We start from the raw sequence: 22444 nt of genomic DNA on the forward strand, positions 1-22444 counted from the left end.
CCTGGTTGCCATTCCCGCAGACACGCGCGATTACTGCGGCATGACCCCGAACCATGCCCCGGCCGACAAGCGGCCGAGCCTGCTGACACTGGTATCGATCACCGGTGTGGGCGCGCTCTCGATGAACATCTTTCTGCCTTCGCTGCCGGGAATGGCACGGGATTTCGGTGTTGATTACGCCGTCATGCAGCTTTCGGTTTCGGCCTTCCTTGCCGTCAGCGCCGTGCTGCAACTGCTCTGCGGACCGATCAGCGATCTGTTCGGGCGCCGCCCGGTGATTCTGGGCGCCTTCGCGATCTTTCTCCTTGCCACCCTCGGCACGCTTCTTGCTCCGAGCGCGGGATGGTTCTTGCTGTTTCGGATGATTCAGGCGGTCGTCACGACGGGATTCGTTCTAAGCCGCGCCGTGGTGCGCGACATGGTTCCCGCCGAACAAGCCGCCAGCATGATCGGCTATGTCACTATGGGCATGTCGCTTGTTCCGATGATCGCACCGACGATTGGCGGCGTGCTTGACGAAAGCTTCGGCTGGAAAGCCAGCTTCGCAACAATGGGCATCCTTGGCTGCGCTGTCTTTGCGCTGTGCTGGTTCAACCTTACGGAAACCGCGCGAGACGGGGGCATCCCGTTGCGCCAGCAGGTTGCGACCTATCCCGTCCTGGCGCGCTCGCACCGGTTCTGGGGGTATTCGCTGGCGGCAACGCTCAGTGCGGGCGCGTTCTATGCCTATCTCGGTGGCGCGCCGTTTGTTGGCCAGGTTGTCCTGCACCTGAGCCCGGCCCAGGTTGGCTACTGGTTCGCGGCCCCTTCGATCGGCTATGCCCTGGGCAATTTCCTTTCCGCACGTTTTTCCCTGCGCATCGGCATGAACCGGATGATCCTTGCCGGGTCGATCATCTGCACGGTGTCCCTTTCGATTGCCCTGATGATCGACATGGCGGGGGGCCAGTCGCCGCTGGTCTTCTTTGGCTCCGTCGCCTTCATGGGACTGGGCAACGGCATGCTGCTGCCCAATGCCAATGCCGGGATGATGAGCGTTCGACCCGAACTGGCAGGCACGGCAAGCGGTCTGGGCGGCAGCATGGCCGTCGCGGGCGGCGCGGGCCTTGCCGCTTTGGCCGGTGCCTTCCTGCATGACGATGCCGGCGCGGCGCCGCTTCTGACGATCATGGTCATCGTCTCGGCCGCTTCGATCCTTTCGACGCTTTGGGTCATTGCCCGCGAAAGGCAGGTCGTGGCAGGCGGCTAGGCCCTTGCGTCCAAGCCTTTGCAAACCGTATGACTCGATTTGCAAAGGGGGAGGAGCCAGGGATGGCCATGCAGAAGATCTACGCCGGGGCCTCCTTGCGCGAAACCCGCGGTCGCGCCGGATTGACGCAGCGGGCCTTCGCAGACCGCCTTGGCATTTCGCTGCCCTACCTGTCGCAGATGGAGAACAACCACCGTCCCGTCTCGGCCGGGGTGCTGTTGCGATTGGCTTCGGAATTCTCGCTTGATCTTGGCGCAATGGCCGCCGGGGATTCTGAACGCATGGTGATGGACATGGCCGAAGCCCTCGCCGACCCGCTGTTCGATTCGCCCCCGCCCCGCGCCGATCTGCGTCTTGCCGCCACCAATGCCCCGGCGCTCGCGCGGGCTTTTCTTGATCTGTATCGAGCGCATCGAGACGGGCAGGAACGTCTTGCCGCGCTGGACGAGGTCATCGGAGCCGGGGTCCAGAATACAACACCCTCGCCTTGGGAAGAGGTTCGCGACTTCTTTCACTATTGCGACAACTATATCGACGCCGTCGATCGCGCAGCCGAGCAATTCGACCGCAACCACCCCCAGCCGACGCCTCTTGCCCGCGCCATTTCTGCACTGAGCGATATCGGGGTTCAGGTCGAAATGGCTGAACTGGGAAGTGGGCCGGTCTACCTGCGCAACGATCGCCGCATCACGCTGAATGCCGCGGCCGAGCCATCGACCCAGGCCTTTCAGCTCCTTCATCTGTTCGCCCTCGAAAGCCGCGCCGAGCTGATAGAAGCCACGCTTGAACTGGCCCGCTTTCGCAGCGGCAGCGCCCGGGATATCGCACGGCTCGGGCTTGCGAACTATTTTGCCGGCGCCGCGATGATGCCATATGGGCGTTTTCTTCGGGCAGCCGGCCGCGAGCGCCACGATCTTGAACGGCTGGCGCATCTTTTCGATGCCTCGCTCGAACAGGTGGCGCATCGCCTTTCGACCCTGCAGCGCAGCGGCGATCGGGGCGTGCCGTTTTTCTTCGTCCGCGTCGATCAGGCTGGCACGATCACCAAGCGGCACTCCGCGACGCGGCTGCAATTCGCACGCTTCGGCGGCGCCTGCCCGCTTTGGAACGTGCACCAGGCATTCGAAACACCGGGCCGATTCCTCCGCCAATTGGCCGAGACGCCGGACGGCAAGCGCTACCTGCTTTTGGCGCGGGATGTCACGAAATCATCAGGGGCATTTGGCGCGCCGATCCGTCGTTTCGCCATCGGCCTCGGCTGCGAAATCACCCATGCGCGGGAACTCGTCTATGCTGATGGACTGGATCATGGGAACCCCCAGATCTTCGAGCCCATCGGAATCTCTTGCCGGATCTGCCCGCGACCGAACTGCCATCAGCGATCGGTTCCGCCGCTGGACCGCCCGATCCGGGTCCCGAAGGACCGGCCCGGCCCGCTCCCATACGAATTTTCGTGAAACCTGCCGTAACGTCCTTTCCGCGATACGGTTCCATGACCTGCCGTTCGACAGATGAATGCCTAACGATTTTGCCTTGATCAAAGGCAAAAACGGAACCTTTTCGGATTCGCCCATCATGCAAGTCCCAAAACCCATAGGATGAACTTTCACCCTTTATTTCTTGTTTATTTCCAGAGCGGTGATCCGGGCTCTTCGAAAAACAAGACCTTAGTATGGTATTTTTCCGCCCCCGTTTCAGGCTGATTTTCTCTTGTTAGCGCTGACTCTATCGGCGCAGATCCGCCCATATTGGATGCAGTAATTCCGCAAATGTTGCGCTTTGAGCACATGTCAGATTTATCAGACGCAATCGCGACCGCCTCTGCTCGGTTGGAACGCGTCGCAACAGAATGGATCAGGGACATTGCGGATCACTCACAGTCTGAATTCGGTGCTTGAGCGCTGGCTGCCAGAACAGCGACTCTTCTTGAAGTCGGACAGTTCGACTCGTTTCGTCCGGCTCAGCCCGGTCACGCAACTCGTGGCGCTTGGCGGCTCGGCTGCCTTTCTGGGCTGGACCATCATTGCCAGCTCGATCCTTGCGATCGACGGGATCAGCGCGCATGGCACACGGGATCAGGCTCGCATGTCGCAAGCCGCGTTCGAGACGCGGCTGGCCGATCTGTCGGCCGAGCGCGACAATCGCGCCTCCGAGGCCCTGGCCGCGCAGAACCGCTACAAGGTGGCACTGAACCAGGTTTCGGACATGCAGTCCCAGCTTCTTGAATCCGAAGCGCGCCGCAGCGAACTTGAAACCGGTATCGGCGTCGTCCAGTCCAGCCTGCATGCCGCGGTCAAGGAACGCGACGAATTGAAGGCTCAGCAGCTTGCATCGGGCGAAAAGAGCCCTGCCGAACGCACATCCGAGCTTCAGCTTGCGTTGGACATCGTGTCGGGCGAGTTGAAACAGGCGGCGGCTGCCCGGGTAGATGCACTCAAGCAGGTTGAGGACGCCAAGCAGACTGCCGATGCGGTCACCTTGCAGCGCGACCAGATCGTCGCCCGCAACGACGAGATCATGACCCAGCTCGAGGATGCCGTCAGCGTCTCGGTGAAACCGTTCGACGAAATGTTCCGCAGTGTGGGCCTGAACCCGGACGAAGTGCTGCGCACGATCCGTCGCGGCTATTCCGGTCAGGGCGGTCCGCTGAACCCGATCAGCTATTCTTCCAGCGGGAATGCCGAGATTACCCAGAAGGAAGCCAAAGCGAACGAGATCCTGATCACGCTCGACAAGATGAACAGCTATCGCATCGCGGTCGAGAAGATGCCGCTGGCGATGCCGGTGAAAAGCGCGTTCCGCTACACCTCGCCCTTTGGCCGTCGCTGGGGACGCGCGCATGAAGGCATCGACATGGCCGCGCCGGTCGGTACGCCGATCTATGCGACAGGTGACGGGGTCGTAACATTTGCTGGCCGTCAGAGCGGATATGGCAATCTTATCAAGGTTCAGCACGAACTTGGCACAGAAACCCGCTATGCGCACCTGTCCAAAATCAAGGTCAAGGTGGGTCAAAAAGTGTCGCGCGGAAGCCTGATCGGTGCTATGGGCAATACCGGCAGGTCGACCGGTCCGCATCTTCACTATGAAGTTCGCGTGAACGGCCGTGCCGTGAACCCCATGACCTTCATCAAGGCAGCGCAAAATGTTTTCTAAGACGCGTGTGACAGAACCCGGACCCAGAACGCAACCGGCGACCGAACCCGAGGCTCCGCGCAAGCTCGACACCAGTTTCGACGTCCCCGCTTCGCCGGCCACCCAGTCGACGCCCCGCCCACGCACAGCGCCATCGGTTCTGGCATCGGACCTGACGGTGACCGGAAACATCAGGACACAGGGCGACATCCAGGTCGAAGGCACTGTTGAAGGCGATATCCGCGCCCATCAGCTTGTCGTCGGCGAAAGCGCGACGATCCGTGGCGAGATCGTGGCCGAAGAAGTGGTCGTCAACGGTCGCGTCGTCGGCCGCGTCCGCGGCCTGAAGGTTCGCCTGACCGCCAGCGCGAAAGTCGAAGGCGATATCATCCACAAGACCATCGCGATCGAATCCGGTGCGCATTTCGAGGGATCGGTGCAGCGTCAGGAAGATCCGCTTGCGAATGGCGTCACGCCCAAACTGGCCGCGCCCGCACGCAAGGCCGACGAAGCGGCCGAGTGATCGGGGCCCCTACGAAAACGATGCGGGCGGCCATTGGCCGCCCTTTTTCATGTCAGCCTGACATTCTTTCCGAAACTGCCGTCTCTCCCGGTCCGGGATCGGGCATCGGGTCCGGCATGGGCGGTCGGTCAGGGTCGGGAATGGGCAATGGCTTGGGCTGGGGAGAACTGTCGGATGGCATTCTGGCCTCCTGCGGTGGCCCGATCAGCCTAATGCCAACAACGCGTCACGCAAGCGTCAAGCGGGGTAGCGTGAAATAAGCGCGTCCCGCACGGCGGGCGTCACGAATTTCGACACATCACCTCCGAGCCGCGCGATCTCTTTCACCAGCTTGGAAGCGATGGCCTGACGTCGCGCATCCGCCATGAGAAAGACCGTTTCGATGCTGGCATCAAGCGCGCGGTTCATCCCGACCATCTGGAATTCGTATTCGAAATCCGCGACCGCGCGCAGGCCCCGGACGATGACCGAGGCACCGACATCGCGCGCGCAATCGATCAGCAGGTTCTCGAAGGGATGAACGACGATTTCGCCGCCAAAGCGCTGCGTGATGTCATTGCATTCGCGTTGCACCATCTCGACGCGCTCATCCAGCGGGAAAAGGGGGCCCTTGTCCCTGTTGATGGCCACGCCGATCACGAGCCGGTCGACTAGGGCCAGCGCGCGCTGGATGATATCTAGATGACCCAGCGTGATCGGGTCGAAAGTGCCTGGGTACAACCCGATGCGCATGATCTGCCCTTCCCCTCAACGGACCGCGACACCGAAACAGGTTTCTGCGCGCGATTGCAAGGGGCTCTGCGTGATCTCGCAGAGCCCGAGGCGGTCATCCCACCGAAATCAATTGCCCATGATCATGCCGGTCAGCGCGTCACGCTCGTCCCTCAGCTCCTTCAGACGGGCCGAGACCGCGTCGCCGATCGAGACGATGCCGATCATCCGGCCTTCGGCATCGACCACCGGCATGTGACGAAAACGCCCCTCGGTCATCCGTTCCAGGATCGCGCGGGTATCTTCGCCCGTCGAGCAGGTCGACGGCTTGCGGGTCATGATGTCTGCAACGCTGCGCGACAGCACTTCGGGCCCCTGTTTGCCCAGTTCGCGAACGATATCGCGTTCCGAGATGATCCCTTCCGGATTGACGCCGTCATCTGAAACGATGATCGCCCCGATGCGCTTGTCCGACAATTGCTTCACGGCATCGGCCACACTGGCGGACGAGGCGATGGTGTAGACCTCGCCACTGGGCTTCATCGACAGCATCTGCTTCACGAGCATGGCATTCCTCCTAGGGTCGCGAAAGCTGTTTTAATTCAGCGTTGCCCCTCGTCGTTCATCCGTCAAGTGTGCACTTGGGATGGGCTTTCCACTGCAAGCAATGCTTGCAAACGTGCCACCTCCTGCCGAATTCCCAGCGCCAGTGCTTCCGCAAGCCGGTTCATGCGCTGCGACCTTCGGTCATCTGCATGCCGGATCAGCCAGAAGCTGCGCCGCAGGGAAATCTGGTCGGTCAGGATGCGCCGGACACCGGGACAGAAGGGAATTGCGAAATCATGGACGATGCCGAGCCCCGCCCCGGCCCTCACGGCCTGAGTCTGAACCGAGACCGAATTTGAGGTCAACTGGGCCCAATCCATTCCCGTCTCGGTCAGATAGTCGAGCTCGCGGTCAAAGATCATGTCCGGGATATAGCCGATCATCCGATGCCCGCGCAGGTCGTCACGGCTCGTGATCGGGGGATGCGATTTCAGGTAGTCATCGTGCCCCGCAAGATGAAGCTGGTAGTCGGTCAAACGTTGCACCACCAGACGCCCCGCCTGCGGCTGCGACACCGCAATGGCCATGTCGGCCTCGCGCCGCGACAGGTTGAAAACCCTGGGCAAGGCGACGATCTGGATTTCCAGACCGGGATGATTTTCGCAAAGCTTCGCGCAGATCTGAGGCAGGAGGTAGTTCGCACAGCCATCGGGCGCGCCGATGCGAAGCTGCCCGGTCAGATCACCCGGGCCGGACAGGGCCTCTCTGGCGCCAGAGAGTGCGGATTCGGCGAGCTCGGCATGGGGAAGCAGGCGCTCTCCCTCGGGCGCCAGCGCGTAGCCCTGGGGCGTCTTGACGAAAAGCTTCGCGCCCAACGCCCCTTCCAGCCGCGCGACCCTGCGTCCCACCGTCGATGCGTCGATGCCCAGCCGCTTGCCCGCGCCTGACAGACTTTCTTCGCGGGCAACGGTCAGAAATATGCGAAGATCATCCCAATCCATCATCGCCCTTTGCAAAAACGCAAAACCCTTTTGCCAGTCTCGCTCTTTTGCAGGCAATGATGCAAGTCTATGATCCCGGCAAATCTGAATCCCCTGGGAGGCTATCATGGAAGAACTCTGCCACTGGATCGACGGCAAAGAGGTCAAGGGCACTTCGGGCCGCTATGCCGACGTCTACAACCCCGCAACCGGCGAGATCCAGGCCCGGCTTCCCCTGGCGACCCCGGCCGAGCTTGATGCCGCGATCGCAAGCGCCGAACGTGCTCAGGTGATCTGGGCCGCGACCAACCCGCAGCGTCGCGCACGCGTGATGATGAAGTTCGGCCAGCTCATCAACGACAACATGGACATGCTGGCCGAGGTCGTCTCGCGCGAACATGGCAAGACCCTGCCCGACGCACGCGGCGACGTTCAGCGTGGCCTTGAGGTGATCGAGGTCTGCATGGGAACGCCCGCGATGCTGAAGGGCGAATATACCGACAGCGCCGGACCGGGGATCGACCTCTATTCGATGCGCCAGCCGCTGGGAGTTGTTGCGGGCATCACCCCCTTCAACTTCCCCGCGATGATCCCGCTGTGGAAGATGGGCCCGGCGCTTGCCGCTGGTAACGCGATGATCCTGAAACCCTCCGAGCGTACGCCTTCGACTGCGATCGAACTGGCGAAGCTCGCGAAGGCAGCCGGGGTGCCGGATGGCGTGCTGCAGGTCGTTAACGGTGACAAGGAAGTCGTTGACGCGATCCTCGACAACCCGGTGATCCAGGCTGTGGGCTTTGTCGGCTCGACCCCGATCGCTCAATATATCTACGGTCGCGCCGCGACCAACGGCAAACGCGCGCAATGTTTCGGCGGTGCGAAGAACCACATGCTGATCATGCCAGATGCGGATCTGGACAAGGCCGCCGACGCGCTGATCGGCGCAGGCTACGGCGCGGCGGGTGAACGCTGCATGGCGATCTCGGTTGCGGTTCCGGTTGGCCAGAAAACCGCCGATGCCCTGATCGAGCGGCTGGTGCCGCGCATCGAGAAGCTCAAGGTCGGCCCCTATACTGCCGGCGACGATGTCGATTTCGGCCCGGTCATCACGAGGGCCGCACATGACCGCATCAATTCGCTGATTGCCTCGGGCGTGGAACAGGGCGCCAATCTGGTCGTCGATGGCCGCAATCTGAAGATCCAGGGCTATGAGAACGGCTTCTTCTGCGGTCCGTCGCTGTTCGACAATGTCACCCGCGACATGGACATCTACAAGGAAGAGATCTTCGGCCCGGTCCTTTCGACCGTCCGCGCCGACACCTACGAGGATGCGCTGAACCTTGTCATCGACAACAATTACGGTAACGGCACCTCGATCTTCACCGCCGATGGAGACACGGCCCGCGATTTCGCCAGCCGCGTGAACGTGGGCATGGTCGGCATCAACTTCCCGATCCCGGTGCCGCTTAGCTACTACACCTTCGGTGGGTGGAAGAAATCGGCCTTCGGCGACCTGAACCAGTATGGCCCGGATGCCTTCCGCTTCTACACCAAGACCAAGACGGTAACCGCCCGTTGGTTCTCGGGGATCAAGGAAGGCGCCAGCCTGAACTTCAAGGCGATGGACTGACCAGGACAACGGCAAGGGCGAGGGCATTGTCCCTCGCCTTTCCTTTTGCGAGGGTGCAAAACTCACGCAACAATTCCCGGTCATCACCGGGCGCATAACGAAAGACATGAGGGGGAGAGCATGGATTTCGCACTGAGCGAAGAGCAGCAGGCCATATTCGACATGGCGCGCGATTTCGGCCAGGAACATATCGCACCGAATGCACAGAGCTGGGAAGAGGCGGGAACGATCCCGCGTGATCTCTGGCCCAAGGTGGCCGAACTGGGCCTGGGCGGGCTTTACGTTTCCGAAGAACATGGCGGGTCCGGCCTGAACCGGCTGGATGGCACGCTGGTTTTCGAGGCGCTGGCCATGTCCTGCCCTTCGGTCGCGGCTTTCCTGTCGATCCACAACATGTGCGGCGGGATGATCGACAAATTCGGCTCGGACGAGACCAGGGCGCATTGGCTGCCGGACCTGTGCAGGATGGAGAAGATCTTTTCTTATTGCCTGACCGAACCGGGCTCGGGATCGGATGCGGCGGCGCTGCGCACGCGGGCCGAACGGGACAATGACGGCTGGCGGCTCAACGGGACCAAGGCATTCATTTCGGGCGGCAGCTATTCGGATGCCTATATCTGCATGGTCCGCACCGGCAGGGACGGTCCCAAGGGCATCTCGTCGATCATTGTCGAACACGGCGCCCCTGGGCTCAGTTTCGGCGCCCCCGAGCGCAAGATGGGCTGGAAGTCCCAGCCGACCTCACAGGTTCAATTCGACGATTGCAACGTTCCCGCCGAGAACCTTCTGGGCGAGGAAGGCCGCGGCTTCAGCTATGCCATGGCGGGGCTCGATGGCGGGCGGCTGAATATCTCGGCCTGCGCATTGGGCGGCGCGCAGGCTGCTCTGGACGCGACGCTGCGCTACATGGCCGAGCGCCGCGCCTTCGGACAGAGCCTGGACCAGTTTCAGGCACTCCAGTTCCGTCTGGCCGAGATGGAGACCGCCCTGCAATCCGCGCGCATCTTCCTGCGTCAGGCGGCGTGGAAGCTTGACCAGGGCGTGCCCGACGCCAGCAAATTCTGCGCCATGGCGAAACTGCATGTCACCGACCGCGCCTTCGAGGTTGCGAACCAGTGCCTGCAACTGCATGGCGGTTACGGCTATCTCGCGGATTACGGGATCGAGAAGATCGTGCGCGACCTGCGCGTTCATCAGATCCTAGAAGGAACGAACGAGATCATGCGGCTCATCGTCAGCCGGGCCCTTCTGGCGGAGCGCGTCTGATGGCAGATATCAATATCCGCAAGGACCGCCTCGCCGGGCGGATCACCTTCACCCGGCCGCAGGCACTCAACGCGCTCAGCCATGCCATGGCACTTGCCATAGACGAAGCGCTTGAAGGATGGCGCGACGATCCCAAGGTCCGCCTTGTCATCATTGACGCCGAGGGCGACCGCGCATTTTGCGCGGGCGGAGACATTGCGGCGGTGTACCGCGCCGGGCTTTCCGGCGATCATCAGGTCGGGCGCGACTTCTTCCGTGACGAATACCGGATGAATGCCAAGATAGCAGATTTCCCCAAGCCGATCGTCGCCTTCATGCAGGGATTCGTCATGGGCGGCGGCGTCGGCGTCGGCGGGCATGCAAGCTCCCGCGTCGTCTGCGAAAGCACCCAGATCGCGATGCCCGAAGCAGGAATTGGCCTGATCCCCGACGTCGGGGGCAGTTGGTTGCTTGGCCACGCGCCCGGCCGGGTCGGGGAGTACCTGGGCCTGACCTCGGGCCGGATGGGCCCGGGCGACGCCATCTTTGCCGGTTTCGCCGATACTTACCTGCCCGAGGCAGAGTGGCCCGCACTGATCGAATTGCTGGCCGAAACCGGGGATATCTCGCTGGTCAAGGGCGGACCGCGCCCCGATGCGCCGCTTGAGCGGATGGATCTGGCGGCATTCGGCGGCCGGACCGTCGCCGAGATCATTGCCTCGCTGGAAGCTGCGGGGGATGAGCGCGCGCTCAAACCGCTGCTGCGCAATTCCCCCTTGTCCATGGCGGCGACGCTGGCTCTGGTTCGCGCCGCGCGTGGCGACCGTTCGGTCCGCGACAGCCTCGCTCGCGAGTACAGGTTCACGTTTCGCGCCACGGCAGAAAGCGATTTTCTGGAAGGCGTCCGGGCGCAGATCATCGACAAGGACCGAGAGCCCAAATGGGCGGCCGATCCAAGCGACGGCCATGTCCGTGCCCTGCTCGAACCGCTCGGGGATGACGATCTGAAATGGGAGGATGCGGAATGAAGATCGGTTTCATCGGTCTGGGAAACATGGGCGGACCTATGGCCCGCAACCTGCGGCAGGCAGGACATGAGGTGGTGGGTTTCGATCCGACCGCCGCGATGCCGGAAGGTGTGACCATGGCCGACAGCGCCGCTGGCGCCGCGACCGGTGCGGATGTCGTCATCACGATGCTGCCGAACGGGGCGATCCTGCGCGACGTCGCAGGCGAGGTCATCCCGGCAATGGGAACTGGTTCGGTCTTTTGTGACTGCTCGACCGTCGATGTCGAAAGCGCCCGCGCCGTGGCCGAACAGGCCAAGGCGGCGGGCCTTGGCGCGCTAGATGCCCCCGTCTCGGGCGGGATCGGAGGCGCCGCTGCCGGCACGCTGACCTTCATGGTCGGGGGAACGGATGAAGCATTCGCAAAGGTCGAGCCGCTGTTCGAGATCATGGGCCAGAAAGCGGTTCATTGCGGCAGTTCGGGCGCCGGCCAAGCGGCCAAGATCTGCAACAACATGATCCTGGGCGCGACGATGATCGCGACCTGCGAGGCCTTCGCGCTTGCCGACAAGCTGGGCCTGGATCGGCAGAAGATGTTCGACGTAGTCTCGACTTCGTCCGGCTACAGCTGGTCGATGAACGCCTATTGCCCTGCCCCTGGCGTGGGCCCGCAATCGCCTGCCGACAACGACTACAAGCCGGGCTTTGCCGCAGAACTCATGCTCAAGGATCTGCGATTGAGCCAGCAGGCGGCAGAAGCGGTCGATGCCCCTACCCCGATGGGAGAGCTGGCCACAAAGCTTTATGCGCATTTCGTCGAAGACGAGGAGGGTCGCGGAAAGGATTTTTCCGCCATGCTTCCCCGGCTTGCGCGTCAATCGCGAGACCAGGGGTGAAAGGCATGTGACGTTCCTCCCTCGCCGTTAACAAAACTGCACGACCCGAGGGATCTTTTGGGCGGGTCTTTCGTTCTCTCTCCCGAATGCATGAAATTCAAGCCGGCGTTCAGGAATTGTAAAGATTATCTGCCCAGACTGCCCGACCATGAAGTCAAGAAACAGAAACCTTATCCTTGTCACCGTGATGGCTCTTGCGGCGACAAGCATGGCCGTAGCCCAGCACGGCCTCGAGCCCGATGCAGTGCACGTTTCTATGCGGGAGACTGCATCGGGCGTCCCCTACAAGATCATGATCGGCGCACCGGTTGGGACGGATCGGCTGCATCATATCACCCGCCCGGGCCTTTACGGCATCAGCGCCCCGCCAGCGGGAAGCACCTATGGCGTGATCGACGGCTATCTCATCCGCTATGATCCCCAGACCATGCAGGTCCAATCGATCATTCGCCAGATCGACGAAATCCTCGACTGATCAGCCGCCGAGCAGGGCGCGCGCCGCTTCCTTGGCGGCAGCCGTGATCTCTTCTCCGGAAAGCATTCGGGCGATTTCATCGACCCTGTCCGACTGACCCAGTGCCGCCACGGTCGAGGTCGTCATCCCATCGGCCACCGATTTCGACACGCGGAAATGATGCCCGCCCAGTGCCGCGACCTGCGGGCTATGGGTCACGACCAGCACCTGCGCCCCTTCGGACAGCCGGGCCAGACGACGCCCCACGGCATCGGCTGTCGCCCCCCCGACGCCACGGTCGATTTCGTCAAAGATCAGCACGAGCGCGTCATTGCCGCGTGCCAGACAGACCTTCAGCGCCAGCAGGAAGCGCGACAGTTCTCCACCCGAGGCGATCCTGTCCAGCGGGCCAGAGGGGGCGCCGGGATTGGTCGCCACCGTGAATGCAACCATGTCCTGCCCCTCGGGGCCGGGTTCGGACGATGCCAGCCTTGTCTCGAAGACGGCGCGCTCCATCCTGAGCGGTGCGAGTTCGTCCGCCATCGCGGCATCGAGCCGCTTGGCGGCCGCAGCGCGCGTCGCGCTTAGCCGGGCCGCGGCTTGCAAATATTCCGCCTCGGCCGTAGCAAGATCGGCCCGGAAGCGCGCCAGATCCCCTTCGCCAGCATCGATTCTCGACAGTCTTTCCCGCAGCTCGTCTGCGAGTGTCGCCAGATCGTCAGGGAGGACATCATGCTTGCGCGCGAGCGCGCGCAGCGCAAAAAGCCGCTCTTCCGTGCTCTCAAGTTCATGCGGATCGAAATCCATCGCCTCGAGCGCGGTTTCGACCCCGGATACGGCTTCGCCAAGTTCGATCAAGGCCCGCTGCAGCGAGGCAACGGGGGCCTCAAGCCGACCCTCGGCCCGTTCGGCGGCGCCGTCGAGCCAGCGGACCGCCTCTAGCATCGCGCCTTCGGCACCTTCCGGCCCAAGCGTGCGAAGGGCGCGCGAAACGTCCCCGCGGATCCGTTCGGCGCCCTGCATGGCACGGCGACGCGTGTCAAGCTCGGCCTCTTCTCCGGGTTGGGGCGCGAGCGTGTCGAGTTCGGCCACGGCATGGCGGAGAAACTCTTCCTCGCCCTTGACGGCGGCGAGCGATGCCTCGGCCTGTGCCAAGGCGGTGGCAGCCTCACGGCGGGCAGCCCAGGCGGCGCGCACCGGGCCGAGATCGACTGCGGCGAAGGCATCGAGCAGCGCGCGGTGGCCACGCGGATTGAGCAGGCCGCGATCGTCATGCTGGCCGTGCAATTCCACCAGAGTTTCGGATAGCGCCCGCAATACCTCACCCGAGGCCCGGCGATCATTGATCCAGGCCGTCTTGCGACCGTCGGCGCCATTCACGCGGCGCAGGATCAGTTCGTCCCCTGCCGGGATTCCCGCATCGGTCAGGATGGTCCTGCCCGGATGATCGGTCGGCAGGTCGAAAACCGCCGTGACCTCGCCCTGGGCGGCTCCACTGCGCACCAGATCGGCCCTGCCCCGCCACCCCAGCACAAAGCCCAGGCAATCAAGCAGGATCGACTTGCCCGCGCCGGTTTCACCGGTCAGCACATTGAGCCCCGGCCGGAAATCAAGCTCCAGCCGGTCGATCAGCAACATGTCGCGGATATCGAGATGCCGCAGCATCAGCGGCTTACAACCATTTGCCCTGAACGACCTGACGATAAACGTTGGTCAGCCAGCTGTTGCCGCTGACTTCCGGTGCGAGACCGGCACCGCTCAGCTGGGCATAGGCGTCGAGATAGAACGGCGACGAGCGGAAGTTGTGGCCGAGGATCGCGCCTGCGGTCTGGGCCTCATCCGTCAGCCCGAGGGCCAGATAGGCCTCGACAAGGCGCATCAGCGCTTCGGGAGTATGCGTCGTGGTCTGGTACTCTTCCACGACCACCCGGAAGCGGTTGATCGCTGCGCTGTAATGGCCACGTTTCAGGTAGTAGCGCCCGATTTCCATTTCCTTCGCCGCGAGATGGTCGAAGGCGAGATCGAACTTGAGGATCGACGAGCGGGCATATTCGCTGTCGGGATATTCCTCGATCACCTCGCGCAGCGATTGCAGCGCCTGGAAGGTCAGGCCCTGATCGCGGCCGACCTCGTCGATCTGGTCGTAATAGCTGAGCGCGAGAAGGTATTTGGCATAGGCCGCATCCTCATCACCAGGATAGGTGTCGATAAAGCGCTGCGCCGCACCGCGCGCCTCTTCGTAGTCACGCGCGCGATGGTAGGAATAGGCCTGCATGATCAGCGCGCGCTTGGCCCATTCGGAATAGGGATAAAGCCGCTCGACCTCGGAGAAATACTTCACTGCCGATTCGGGTTTGCGGCTGTTCTCAAGCTCGTACTCGCCGCGCTTGTAGATTTCCTCGGCAGTGAAGCTTTCGAGCGATTCGGGAGGCTCGCTGCCGGAGCCGCCGCATCCCGCAAGAATCCCGACCGAGAGCACCACCGCGATGAAAGAACCCGCTGATCTGATGCCCGCCATCTCTACCTGCCCGTCAGAAATTTTTTCCGCCCCGTTGGCCTATCACCACGCGGCTCGGTCGTCCTAGCATAGAAAATCGGACTGCGCAAAATGCCAAAGCACGGAAAATCCGGGCAGATCGAACACGGTATCGACAGCTTGTCACCCGAGAATCAGGCAACAGCGAGTTGCTGTGCAGGATGGAGGCCGTGAAGCGCGCCAGCCGCCACGCCCGCTCCGGGCAGATGGCCGTAGATGGCGGGGGTGACCGTTGTCCATTCCCACGCATCCGGCGCGGCGAAAAGCGCATGCAGCAGCTTGTTCGTCATGGCGTGCCCCGCACGGTGCCCGGTGTAGCGACCGAGGATGGGTGCACCTGCCAGCGCAAGATCGCCGACCGCATCCAGCATCTTGTGACGAACCGCCTCGTCGCTGTGGCGCAGGCCACCGGGCGACAGAACCTTGTCACCGTCGATGACGACAGCATTCAGGTAGGTCCCGCCCAGGGCCAACCCGTTCTGCTGCATCTGCACGACATCGGATTGACGGCAGAACGTACGACTGTCCATCAGCTCGTGCACGAAGGCGCCATTGGCCATGTCGAGTTTCTTTTCCTGATGGCCAATCGCCGCGTCGGCGAAATCGATGTCGAAATGGATCTCAAGATGTTCGGCCGGCGAAAGGCGGGCAAAGCCCTGGCCGTGATGCACCTCGACCGGACGCAGAATACGGATCGCGCGCAGTGCGGCTTCGGGCTGCTCGCTGATGCCTGCGGCAAGGATACCCCGAACGAAGGGCTCGGATGAACCATCGAGAATCGGCACTTCAGGGCCGTTCACCTCGACAAGCGCGTTCCGGATGCCCGTACCGGCAAGCGCGGCCATCACATGCTCGACGGTCGAAACCGTGGCCCCCTGACCATTGTCGAGCAGCGTGCAAAGCTGCGACGGCGTGACGTGATCCCAGCGGGCCGGGATTCGCGCGCCGCCAAGATCGGTGCGTGCGAATACGATGCCGTGGCCCGCCGGGGCCGGAAGAATCGCAAGACGCACCGCTGCACCCGAATGCAGCCCGACTCCGCGGAACTGAGCTTTCTGAGCAATGGTCGTCTGCATGGTCTGGCCTGTATGAAATCATCGTTGGAATCGCCGTCGGGCTTTTGTCCCATGGCGTTGATCCTGAATTAGGTGCGACGCCTGAGAGTCACAATTAACGATTTGTAACGGGATGAAACAAAGGGGCCGCCTTTCGACCCGAACGAAGGGCGTGTCACGCAAACGCCTGAAATAAAATATGAAAAGGGCCGCCTGAGCGACCCTTTTACGAAACCGTCCGAAAAACTTGTGATCGGCTCAGTTTGCCTGACGGCGCAGGAATGCCGGAATTTCGACATTGTCATCGGCACGGTCCGGGCTGGCCAGGTCGTCGAAACCAGCGTCGAAGCCGCTGCTGCGGCGCGCCGCGACGCGCTCGTTCACGCGTTCGGCGATCGTCGAGGGCGCGGGTTTTTCCTGCTCGCCATGACCCGAGATCCGCTCGAGCATCCGGCTGAGGCCACCCATGCGGCTTTGCACGCGGCTGGCCACGTCCTGCCCTGCGGGCGGTGCGGCCGGGCGGTTCGGCGCGGCCTGCTGACGTTCCGGGGCGCGCTGAACGGCCTGCGCCAGACGGCTCATCGTTGCCTCGGACGGCGTTCCGGGAGCGGGACGACGAGGCGCAAGGAAGCTGCCCGAATCGGCATTCAGAGCGTCCTGATGCGACGGTGCGGTCTGGCGGCTATCAGGCTGGTAGGCCGGACGCGGCATATCGTCTTCGTCATAATGCGTCGCTGCCGGCTGCTGCGGACGGCCAGCGGGTTGCGCCGCGGCCTGGGGCGCGGGATCGCGCTGTTCGGCGGCGGGTGCAACGCGGCGCGGCGGAACGGCCAGTTCCTCTTCCGCCGGTTTCTGGGCAACCGACGGGGTCTGGGTCAGCGGTTCTTTCATGCCGCGGCGCGGCGCCGGCAGTTCGGCTGCACTGGCGTCGATCCCGGTGGCGACAACCGAAACGCGGATCGAGCCTTCCATCGACGGATCCAGGGTCGAACCCACGATGATGTTGGCGTCGACATCGACCTTTTCGCGGATCTTCTCGGCCGCCTCGTCCATCTCGAACAGCGTGAGATCGTAGCCGCCGGTGATGTTGATGAGCACGCCCTTCGCACCGTTGAGGCTGATTTCGTCCAGCAGCGGGTTGGCAATCGCCTTTTCGGCGGCCTGCACGGCACGGTTCTCGCCCGACGCTTCGCCGGTCCCCATCATCGCCTTGCCCATCTCGTCCATCACCGCGCGAACGTCGGCGAAGTCGAGGTTGATCAGGCCCGGACGGACCATCAGGTCCGTCACGCCCTTGACGCCTTGGTAAAGAACGTCATCGGCCATGGCGAAGGCCTCGGTGAAGGTCGTCTTTTCATTGGCAAGACGGAACAGGTTCTGGTTCGGAATGATGATGAGCGTGTCGACGACCTTTTGCAGGGCCTCGACGCCCTCTTCGGCCTGCCGCATGCGCTTGGTGCCTTCGAACTGGAACGGCTTGGTCACGACGCCAACGGTCAGGATGCCCATTTCGCGCGCGGCCTGAGCGATGATCGGGGCCGCACCTGTACCGGTGCCACCTCCCATGCCTGCGGTGATGAAGCACATATGCGCGCCCATCAGATGATCGACAATATCCTCGATGGTCTCTTCGGCGGCCTTGGCGCCGATCGACGGCTTCGCGCCGGCGCCAAGACCTTCGGTCACTTTCGGACCGATCTGGATGCGGCTTTCGGCTTTCGAGTTGGTCAGCGCCTGAGCGTCGGTATTCGCGACAACGAAGTCGACGCCCTCGAGCTGCTTGTCGATCATGTTGTTGACCGCGTTGCCGCCCGCTCCGCCGACGCCGAACACGGTGATACGCGGCTTCAGTTCCTGCTCATCATTCAGCATCAAGTGGATCTGCCGTTCCATGTCTCGCCTGCCTCGTATGTTATGCCGGACATACGCCCGGTCGTGTCCCCGTATGGCTCAAGCCTAGCCAGATTCTGTCGCAGCGTCACCCGAAAAACACAGCGTTCCCACAAAATATGGCAGTTCATTGCTGGCGAACCAGCGGTATCTTGCCCATAACCCAGCATGTGGTGGGGACCGCCCCCATCCACCACCGAATCAACGTATCAATCAACTACCAGTTGTTCTTGAACCACCGGTAGGCCCGTCGGAGGCTTCTGGCCGGATAAGCCTCTGCCGGCATTTCAAAATCCCACCACTCGTCCTGCGGATGCGCAGTCAGAAGCGCCAATCCGATGGCCGAGGCAAAGCCTGGCGCGGTCGCGTTATGGGGCAATCCCTGGATGCGCAGCGGCCGACCGATCCGGACGTTCTGCCCCAGCATCCGCGCGGCCAGCGTATCGAGCCCCGGTATCTGGCAACCGCCACCCGTCAGCACGATCTGTCGTGACGGCATCGAATCGAACCCCGCGGCATCAAGGATGCCGCCCACGTTTTCCAGGATCTCTTCAACCCGGGGACGCATGATCCCGATCAAGTCCGCCCGGCTCACACTGCGCTGGTCGGTTTCCCAATCGCCGGTATCGCCGCCAAGCGGGATCATCTCGCGGTCGTCGCGCCCCGTCGCCTCGACGCCACCATGCAAGGTCTTCAAGCGTTCGGCCTGCGCGTAGCTCACACGCAAGCCTTTCGCGATATCCTGCGTGATCAGATCGCCGCCGAAGCGCACCGCATCAGCAAAGATCATGTGCTTCTTGATAAAGACCGACACGCCTGTCGTGCCGCTGCCCAGATCGATGCAGGCTGCGCCCAGTTCCTGCTCGTCCTCGACCAGCGAGGCCAGCCCCGAGGCGTAAGAGGCCGAGGCGACCCCAGCAAGTTCCATGTCGCAACGCCGGATGCAATGCACCAGATTGCCCGCCGCATCCCCGTCGATGGTCAGCACATGCATGTCGACGGCCAATGCTCCGCCTGCATGATCGCGGGGATCGGAAAGCCCGGAACGGTCGTCGACCGCGAAGTTCACGGGCTGGGCGTGCAAGACCTCGCGGCCACGTCCGAAATCGGGAACATCGCAGGCGGCCAGCACGCGGGCGACATCGCTCGCGGCCACCTTGCCCGCCGGCAGTGAGATCTCTCCAGCCAACCCATATGAAGCGGGCCGCGCCCCGGAGATGCAGGCAATGACGTGATCGACCCGCACACCGGCCGCCCTTTGCGCGGACTGGATGACCGTGCGGATGGCGCGTTCGGTTTCGGCCATGGTCTGGATTTCACCGGCACGCATGCCGCGGGAACGCGTCTGGGCGCTGCCGATGACACGGAAATTGGACTGCCCCGCCATCGGGCCGACGCCGTCGGTTTCGCGGAACTGGCCGGGTCCGTCGAACTGAAGCACGAGGCAGCCGATCTTGGAGGTTCCGATGTCCAAGACCGCGATGACCCCACGCTGCATGGCCTGCCGGCGCATGGCGCGCATCGCTCTTTGACCCTGGTACAGATCCTTCATTCCCCTGCCCCTTCAGAATTTCTTCAAGTCTTTTTCGCTTGAGTTCCCGTGTCTGTCCTGGCGGCCCCTGCGGCCGATCCGGTCTTGGTATCCAGTGGTTTGCCATCGGCCCCGAGTTCGACCTGGCCCCGAGCGCGGCGAATGGCGTTTTGGGCCTCGAGCCCGATGCGCAGGACAGGCCGTGCTTCCCTGCGCAGGTCCACGACATCGACATCGCGCGACAGAAGGCTTTGCGCCTGGTCTAGACCCATGGCGCGCTCGAAGGCCCGCAGTGCTCCGTCTTCGGGCAACATGATGCGTTGCCCGCGATCCAGCACCACGTCCCAGCGCCGCTCACCGATGCGCTCGAGCCCGCGCAATCGCGGCAGGATCGGTCCCGCCGCGTCGATCAGCGCCAGGGCCTCGGCAGCAGCGCGATCGGCCCCTTCACCCGCGATCAACGGAAGATCGGCGCGCACGTCCCGCGCCGTGACCGAAGCAACGCGATGGCCGGTCTTGTCCAGAAGCTCGACCCCGCGTGGGTGACGCCACAGCACGGCAGGGACGCGTTCGGTGACAACGGCAGAAAGGATGCCGCCGGGCTTGATACGCAATTCGATCGCCGCGACGGCATCAAGCTTCAGGACCCGCTCGCGCAGCTTTTCCAGATCGATATCAAAGCTCGACGCAGGCAGATCCACGGGCAGCATCGCGCCAAGCCCTTTGGTCACCGCATCCGACGCGCCCTCGATTTCAAGGCTGTGAACCATGAAGGCATCACGGTGCTGGACCTTGTCCACCATCCCATCGATCCCGCTGCTCAGGTTGGCGCGGCGCGTGTCGTCCGAAAGCCAGATCCCCGCCACCATTGCAGCCAGGAAGGCCGGCAGACCGATCCGCACAAGCCGCCGGATCAATGGCCGCAACATCATCCTGTTCAGACGATATGCCAGCCGCGACGGCGCCGGATCGCGACGACCCGCCGCCTTGCCCTGTGGCATCGGCCTGCTTGGCGCGTGACGGACAGGGACCGGACGGCCGGGCTCCTGATCTTGGCGGAAGGGGTTCAGTCCCTGCATAGCGCCTCCTCGACGATCCACGAGCACAGATCGGGAAAGCTCATGCCCGAATAGGCGGCCTGCTCGGGAGCGAGCGAAGTTGGCGTCATGCCGGGCTGGGTATTGACCTCGAGAAGGATCAGACCGTCGAGTCCACGGCTTTCGTCCCAGCGGAAATCGGTGCGGCTGAGACCGCGGCATCCAAGCGCCTGATGCGCCCGGACCGCAAAATCGCGGCATGCGGCGGCAATCTCTTCGGGAATTTCGGCGGGAATGACATGGGTCGAACCGCCGGGCTTGTATTTGGCATCGTAGTCGTACCAGCCCTCGGTCTTGATTTCCGTGATCCCAAGGGCGCGGTCGCCCAGCACGGCCGTCGTCAGTTCGCGGCCCGGCGCGTAGGTTTCGACCATGACACGGGCTGGCATCTTGTCGGAAAGCTGCGGCGGGCTGTTTGCCGCCTCATGCACGATATAGACACCGACCGACGAGCCCTCGTCATTCGGCTTGACCACATAGGGCGGCGCCATCACATGGCGCGCGCGAACTTCGTGGGCATCGGCGATAACGCTTTCGACGACGGGCAGACCCGCCTCGCGGAAAGCCTGCTTGGCGCGGCTCTTGTCCATGGCGATTGCCGAGGCAAGCACGCCGGAATGGGTATAGCGGTAACCCAGCCATTCCATCAGGCCCTGGACGCAGCCATCCTCGCCCCAACGGCCATGCAGCGCGTTGAAGACGACATCGGGCGCACATGCAGCCAGACGCTCGGGCAGATCCCTGCCCGCATCGATTTCGTTGACCTCGTAGCCCGCCTGCCGCAACGCCAGAGCGCATTCACGCCCCGAGGACAGGGATACCTCGCGCTCGGCCGAGGGTCCGCCCATGAGAACTGCGACTTTCGGGGCTGTCCTGCTCGACCTGCCCACCAATTCCTGCCTCGTGAACCCGGTTGATCCGGGTATTTATGAAGCGAGGATAGCCGCAGATACCTGTTCGCAAAAGTCCCTTTTTCGCGTTTTACGCGATTTTTGCTGTGAGACCGGCAGGTTACGGCTCACCGATGCGAATTACCTCCCATTGCAGCTCATGTCCGCTTGTTTCATGGACACGTTTGCGCACGAATTCGCCCAAAGCCTCAAGTTCGGCTGCCGTCGCGCCATCTGCGTTCAGAAGAAAGTTCGGGTGCTTTTCGGACATCTGCGCCCCGCCAAGACGGTAGCCACGCAGCCCTGCCGCATCGATCAGGGCCCAGGCCTTCAGCTCATGCGTATCATCCGCGCGGCCAGTTGATGAATAGCCAGCAGGGTTGCGGAAGGTCGAACCCGCGCTGCGGTCCCTGGTCGGCTGGCTCGCATCCCGCCGGGCGAGCTGTTCATCCATTCGGGCGACGAGTTCCGCCGGATCTCCCGTCGCCGCGCGGAAGCGCGCCTCGGTCACGATCCATCCTTCGGGCAGTTCCGAATGACGATAGCCGAAATGCAGGTCGTGGGCCGCGATCTCGCGGATACTGCCGTCCCGCGTCACCGCCCGGACGGAAATCAGGTGATCCGCCACATAAGACCCGTAGCACCCCGCGTTCATGCGTACCGCGCCGCCGATGCTTCCGGGGATGGTCCGCAGGAAGGTCAGGTCCAGCCCCGCTTCGGCCGCTCGCCGGGCGACATGGGCATCCAGCGCGGCAGCCCCCGTCGTGACGACACCATCCTCGAAGGCAATCGCGTTGAACCCGCGCCCCAGACGGATGACGACACCGCGAATCCCCCCATCGCGGACGATCAGGTTGGAGCCGACGCCGATCGGAAAGACCGGCACAGCCCCGTCAAGCGACGCAAGAAACGTGCAAAGATCGCCTTCGTCGGCAGGCTGGAACAGATATTCCGCGGGACCGCCAACCCTGAGCCAGGTCAGGTCCGCCAGGCTCCGTTGGGGCGTCAGGGCACCGCGCACTTGCGGCAGGGCGACCGGGATCAGGGCGCTGTTGGACATTGCGGGCTCCTC

The 22444-nt window shown here is 63.1% G+C and carries 20 protein-coding genes; 9 read left to right on the plus strand and 11 right to left on the minus strand.

Annotated features, from left to right (window positions below):
• Positions 1 to 40: 40 nt before the first annotated feature.
• The 4 genes from RGQ15_RS13935 (at position 41) to RGQ15_RS13950 (ending at position 4907) form a co-directional block, all read left to right on the plus strand.
• Positions 41 to 1249 carry a multidrug effflux MFS transporter gene (locus tag RGQ15_RS13935; protein ID WP_311160927.1) on the plus strand — a complete coding sequence of 403 codons (1209 nt, stop codon included), beginning with the start codon at positions 41 to 43 and terminating at the stop codon, positions 1247 to 1249.
• A gap of 62 nt (positions 1250 to 1311) precedes the next feature.
• Positions 1312 to 2706, plus strand: a complete 1395-nt coding sequence (locus RGQ15_RS13940; protein ID WP_311160928.1) for a helix-turn-helix domain-containing protein — start codon at positions 1312 to 1314, stop codon at positions 2704 to 2706.
• Between the two features lie 406 nt (positions 2707 to 3112).
• Positions 3113 to 4405, plus strand: coding sequence for a DUF5930 domain-containing protein (locus tag RGQ15_RS13945; protein ID WP_311160929.1), 1293 nt, complete (start codon positions 3113 to 3115; stop codon positions 4403 to 4405).
• Positions 4395 to 4907, plus strand: coding sequence for a bactofilin family protein (locus RGQ15_RS13950; protein WP_311160930.1), 513 nt, complete (start codon positions 4395 to 4397; stop codon positions 4905 to 4907). Before RGQ15_RS13945 ends, RGQ15_RS13950 begins: the two co-directional genes overlap by 11 nt.
• 237 nt (positions 4908 to 5144) lie before the next feature.
• On the opposite strand, the gene coaD is transcribed toward RGQ15_RS13950, so the two are convergent.
• The 3 genes from coaD to RGQ15_RS13965 form a co-directional block, all read right to left on the minus strand.
• A complete protein-coding gene (gene coaD, locus RGQ15_RS13955) occupies positions 5145 to 5639 on the minus strand; it encodes a pantetheine-phosphate adenylyltransferase (protein WP_311160932.1) in 495 nt (164 codons plus the stop codon).
• 108 nt (positions 5640 to 5747) lie between these two features.
• On the minus strand, positions 5748 to 6185 hold the full coding sequence (locus RGQ15_RS13960; RefSeq protein WP_311160934.1) for a CBS domain-containing protein: 438 nt from the start codon (positions 6183 to 6185) through the stop codon (positions 5748 to 5750).
• A 62-nt stretch (positions 6186 to 6247) separates the two neighbouring features.
• Positions 6248 to 7165 (minus strand): LysR family transcriptional regulator, encoded by a 918-nt coding sequence (locus RGQ15_RS13965; protein ID WP_311160935.1) that lies wholly within the window; start codon positions 7163 to 7165, stop codon positions 6248 to 6250.
• Positions 7166 to 7271: 106 nt separating this feature from the next.
• Between RGQ15_RS13965 and RGQ15_RS13970 the strand changes: the two genes are divergently transcribed.
• The 5 genes from RGQ15_RS13970 (at position 7272) to RGQ15_RS13990 (ending at position 12394) form a co-directional block, all read left to right on the plus strand.
• A complete protein-coding gene (locus RGQ15_RS13970; RefSeq protein ID WP_311160936.1) occupies positions 7272 to 8771 on the plus strand; it encodes a CoA-acylating methylmalonate-semialdehyde dehydrogenase in 1500 nt (499 codons plus the stop codon).
• 120 nt (positions 8772 to 8891) lie between these two features.
• Positions 8892 to 10037 carry an acyl-CoA dehydrogenase family protein gene (locus tag RGQ15_RS13975; RefSeq protein ID WP_311160938.1) on the plus strand — a complete coding sequence of 382 codons (1146 nt, stop codon included), beginning with the start codon at positions 8892 to 8894 and terminating at the stop codon, positions 10035 to 10037.
• Positions 10037 to 11044, plus strand: a complete 1008-nt coding sequence (locus tag RGQ15_RS13980) for an enoyl-CoA hydratase/isomerase family protein (protein WP_311160939.1) — start codon at positions 10037 to 10039, stop codon at positions 11042 to 11044. The genes RGQ15_RS13975 and RGQ15_RS13980 overlap by 1 nt, the downstream gene beginning before the upstream one ends.
• On the plus strand, positions 11041 to 11919 hold the full coding sequence (gene mmsB, locus RGQ15_RS13985) for a 3-hydroxyisobutyrate dehydrogenase (protein ID WP_311160940.1): 879 nt from the start codon (positions 11041 to 11043) through the stop codon (positions 11917 to 11919). The genes RGQ15_RS13980 and mmsB overlap by 4 nt, the downstream gene beginning before the upstream one ends.
• A gap of 148 nt (positions 11920 to 12067) precedes the next feature.
• The gene (locus tag RGQ15_RS13990; RefSeq protein ID WP_311160941.1) at positions 12068 to 12394 is read left to right on the plus strand and encodes a hypothetical protein; all 327 of its coding nucleotides are present in this window, start codon (positions 12068 to 12070) and stop codon (positions 12392 to 12394) included.
• Here RGQ15_RS13990 and recN read toward each other — a convergent pair whose 3' ends face one another.
• The 8 genes from recN to murB all read right to left on the minus strand — a co-directional run bounded on the left by recN (position 12395) and on the right by murB (position 22432).
• Positions 12395 to 14038: a DNA repair protein RecN gene (recN, locus tag RGQ15_RS13995; RefSeq protein ID WP_311160942.1), complete on the minus strand. Its 1644-nt coding sequence runs from the start codon at positions 14036 to 14038 to the stop codon at positions 12395 to 12397. It abuts the gene before it with no gap.
• Between the two features lie 7 nt (positions 14039 to 14045).
• Positions 14046 to 14891 carry an outer membrane protein assembly factor BamD gene (locus RGQ15_RS14000; protein WP_311160943.1) on the minus strand — a complete coding sequence of 282 codons (846 nt, stop codon included), beginning with the start codon at positions 14889 to 14891 and terminating at the stop codon, positions 14046 to 14048.
• A gap of 152 nt (positions 14892 to 15043) precedes the next feature.
• Positions 15044 to 15985 (minus strand): UDP-3-O-acyl-N-acetylglucosamine deacetylase, encoded by a 942-nt coding sequence (lpxC, locus tag RGQ15_RS14005; protein ID WP_311160944.1) that lies wholly within the window; start codon positions 15983 to 15985, stop codon positions 15044 to 15046.
• Positions 15986 to 16222: 237 nt separating this feature from the next.
• Entirely contained in the window at positions 16223 to 17857 is a 1635-nt protein-coding gene (gene ftsZ, locus RGQ15_RS14010) for a cell division protein FtsZ (RefSeq protein WP_311160945.1), read from the minus strand.
• A gap of 214 nt (positions 17858 to 18071) precedes the next feature.
• Complete coding sequence (gene ftsA / locus RGQ15_RS14015) at positions 18072 to 19406, minus strand: cell division protein FtsA (protein ID WP_311160946.1); 1335 nt, start codon at positions 19404 to 19406, stop codon at positions 18072 to 18074.
• 23 nt (positions 19407 to 19429) lie between these two features.
• A complete protein-coding gene (locus RGQ15_RS14020) occupies positions 19430 to 20464 on the minus strand; it encodes a cell division protein FtsQ/DivIB (protein ID WP_311160947.1) in 1035 nt (344 codons plus the stop codon).
• Complete coding sequence (locus tag RGQ15_RS14025) at positions 20452 to 21372, minus strand: D-alanine--D-alanine ligase (RefSeq protein ID WP_311160948.1); 921 nt, start codon at positions 21370 to 21372, stop codon at positions 20452 to 20454. The genes RGQ15_RS14020 and RGQ15_RS14025 overlap by 13 nt, the downstream gene beginning before the upstream one ends.
• A 121-nt stretch (positions 21373 to 21493) precedes the next feature.
• Positions 21494 to 22432, minus strand: coding sequence for a UDP-N-acetylmuramate dehydrogenase (murB, locus tag RGQ15_RS14030; protein ID WP_311160949.1), 939 nt, complete (start codon positions 22430 to 22432; stop codon positions 21494 to 21496).
• Between the last annotated feature and the right edge of the window lie 12 nt (positions 22433 to 22444).

Source organism: Paracoccus sp. MBLB3053 (assembly GCF_031822435.1).
In the GTDB taxonomy this organism is placed as follows: Bacteria; Pseudomonadota; Alphaproteobacteria; order Rhodobacterales; family Rhodobacteraceae; genus Paracoccus; species Paracoccus aurantius.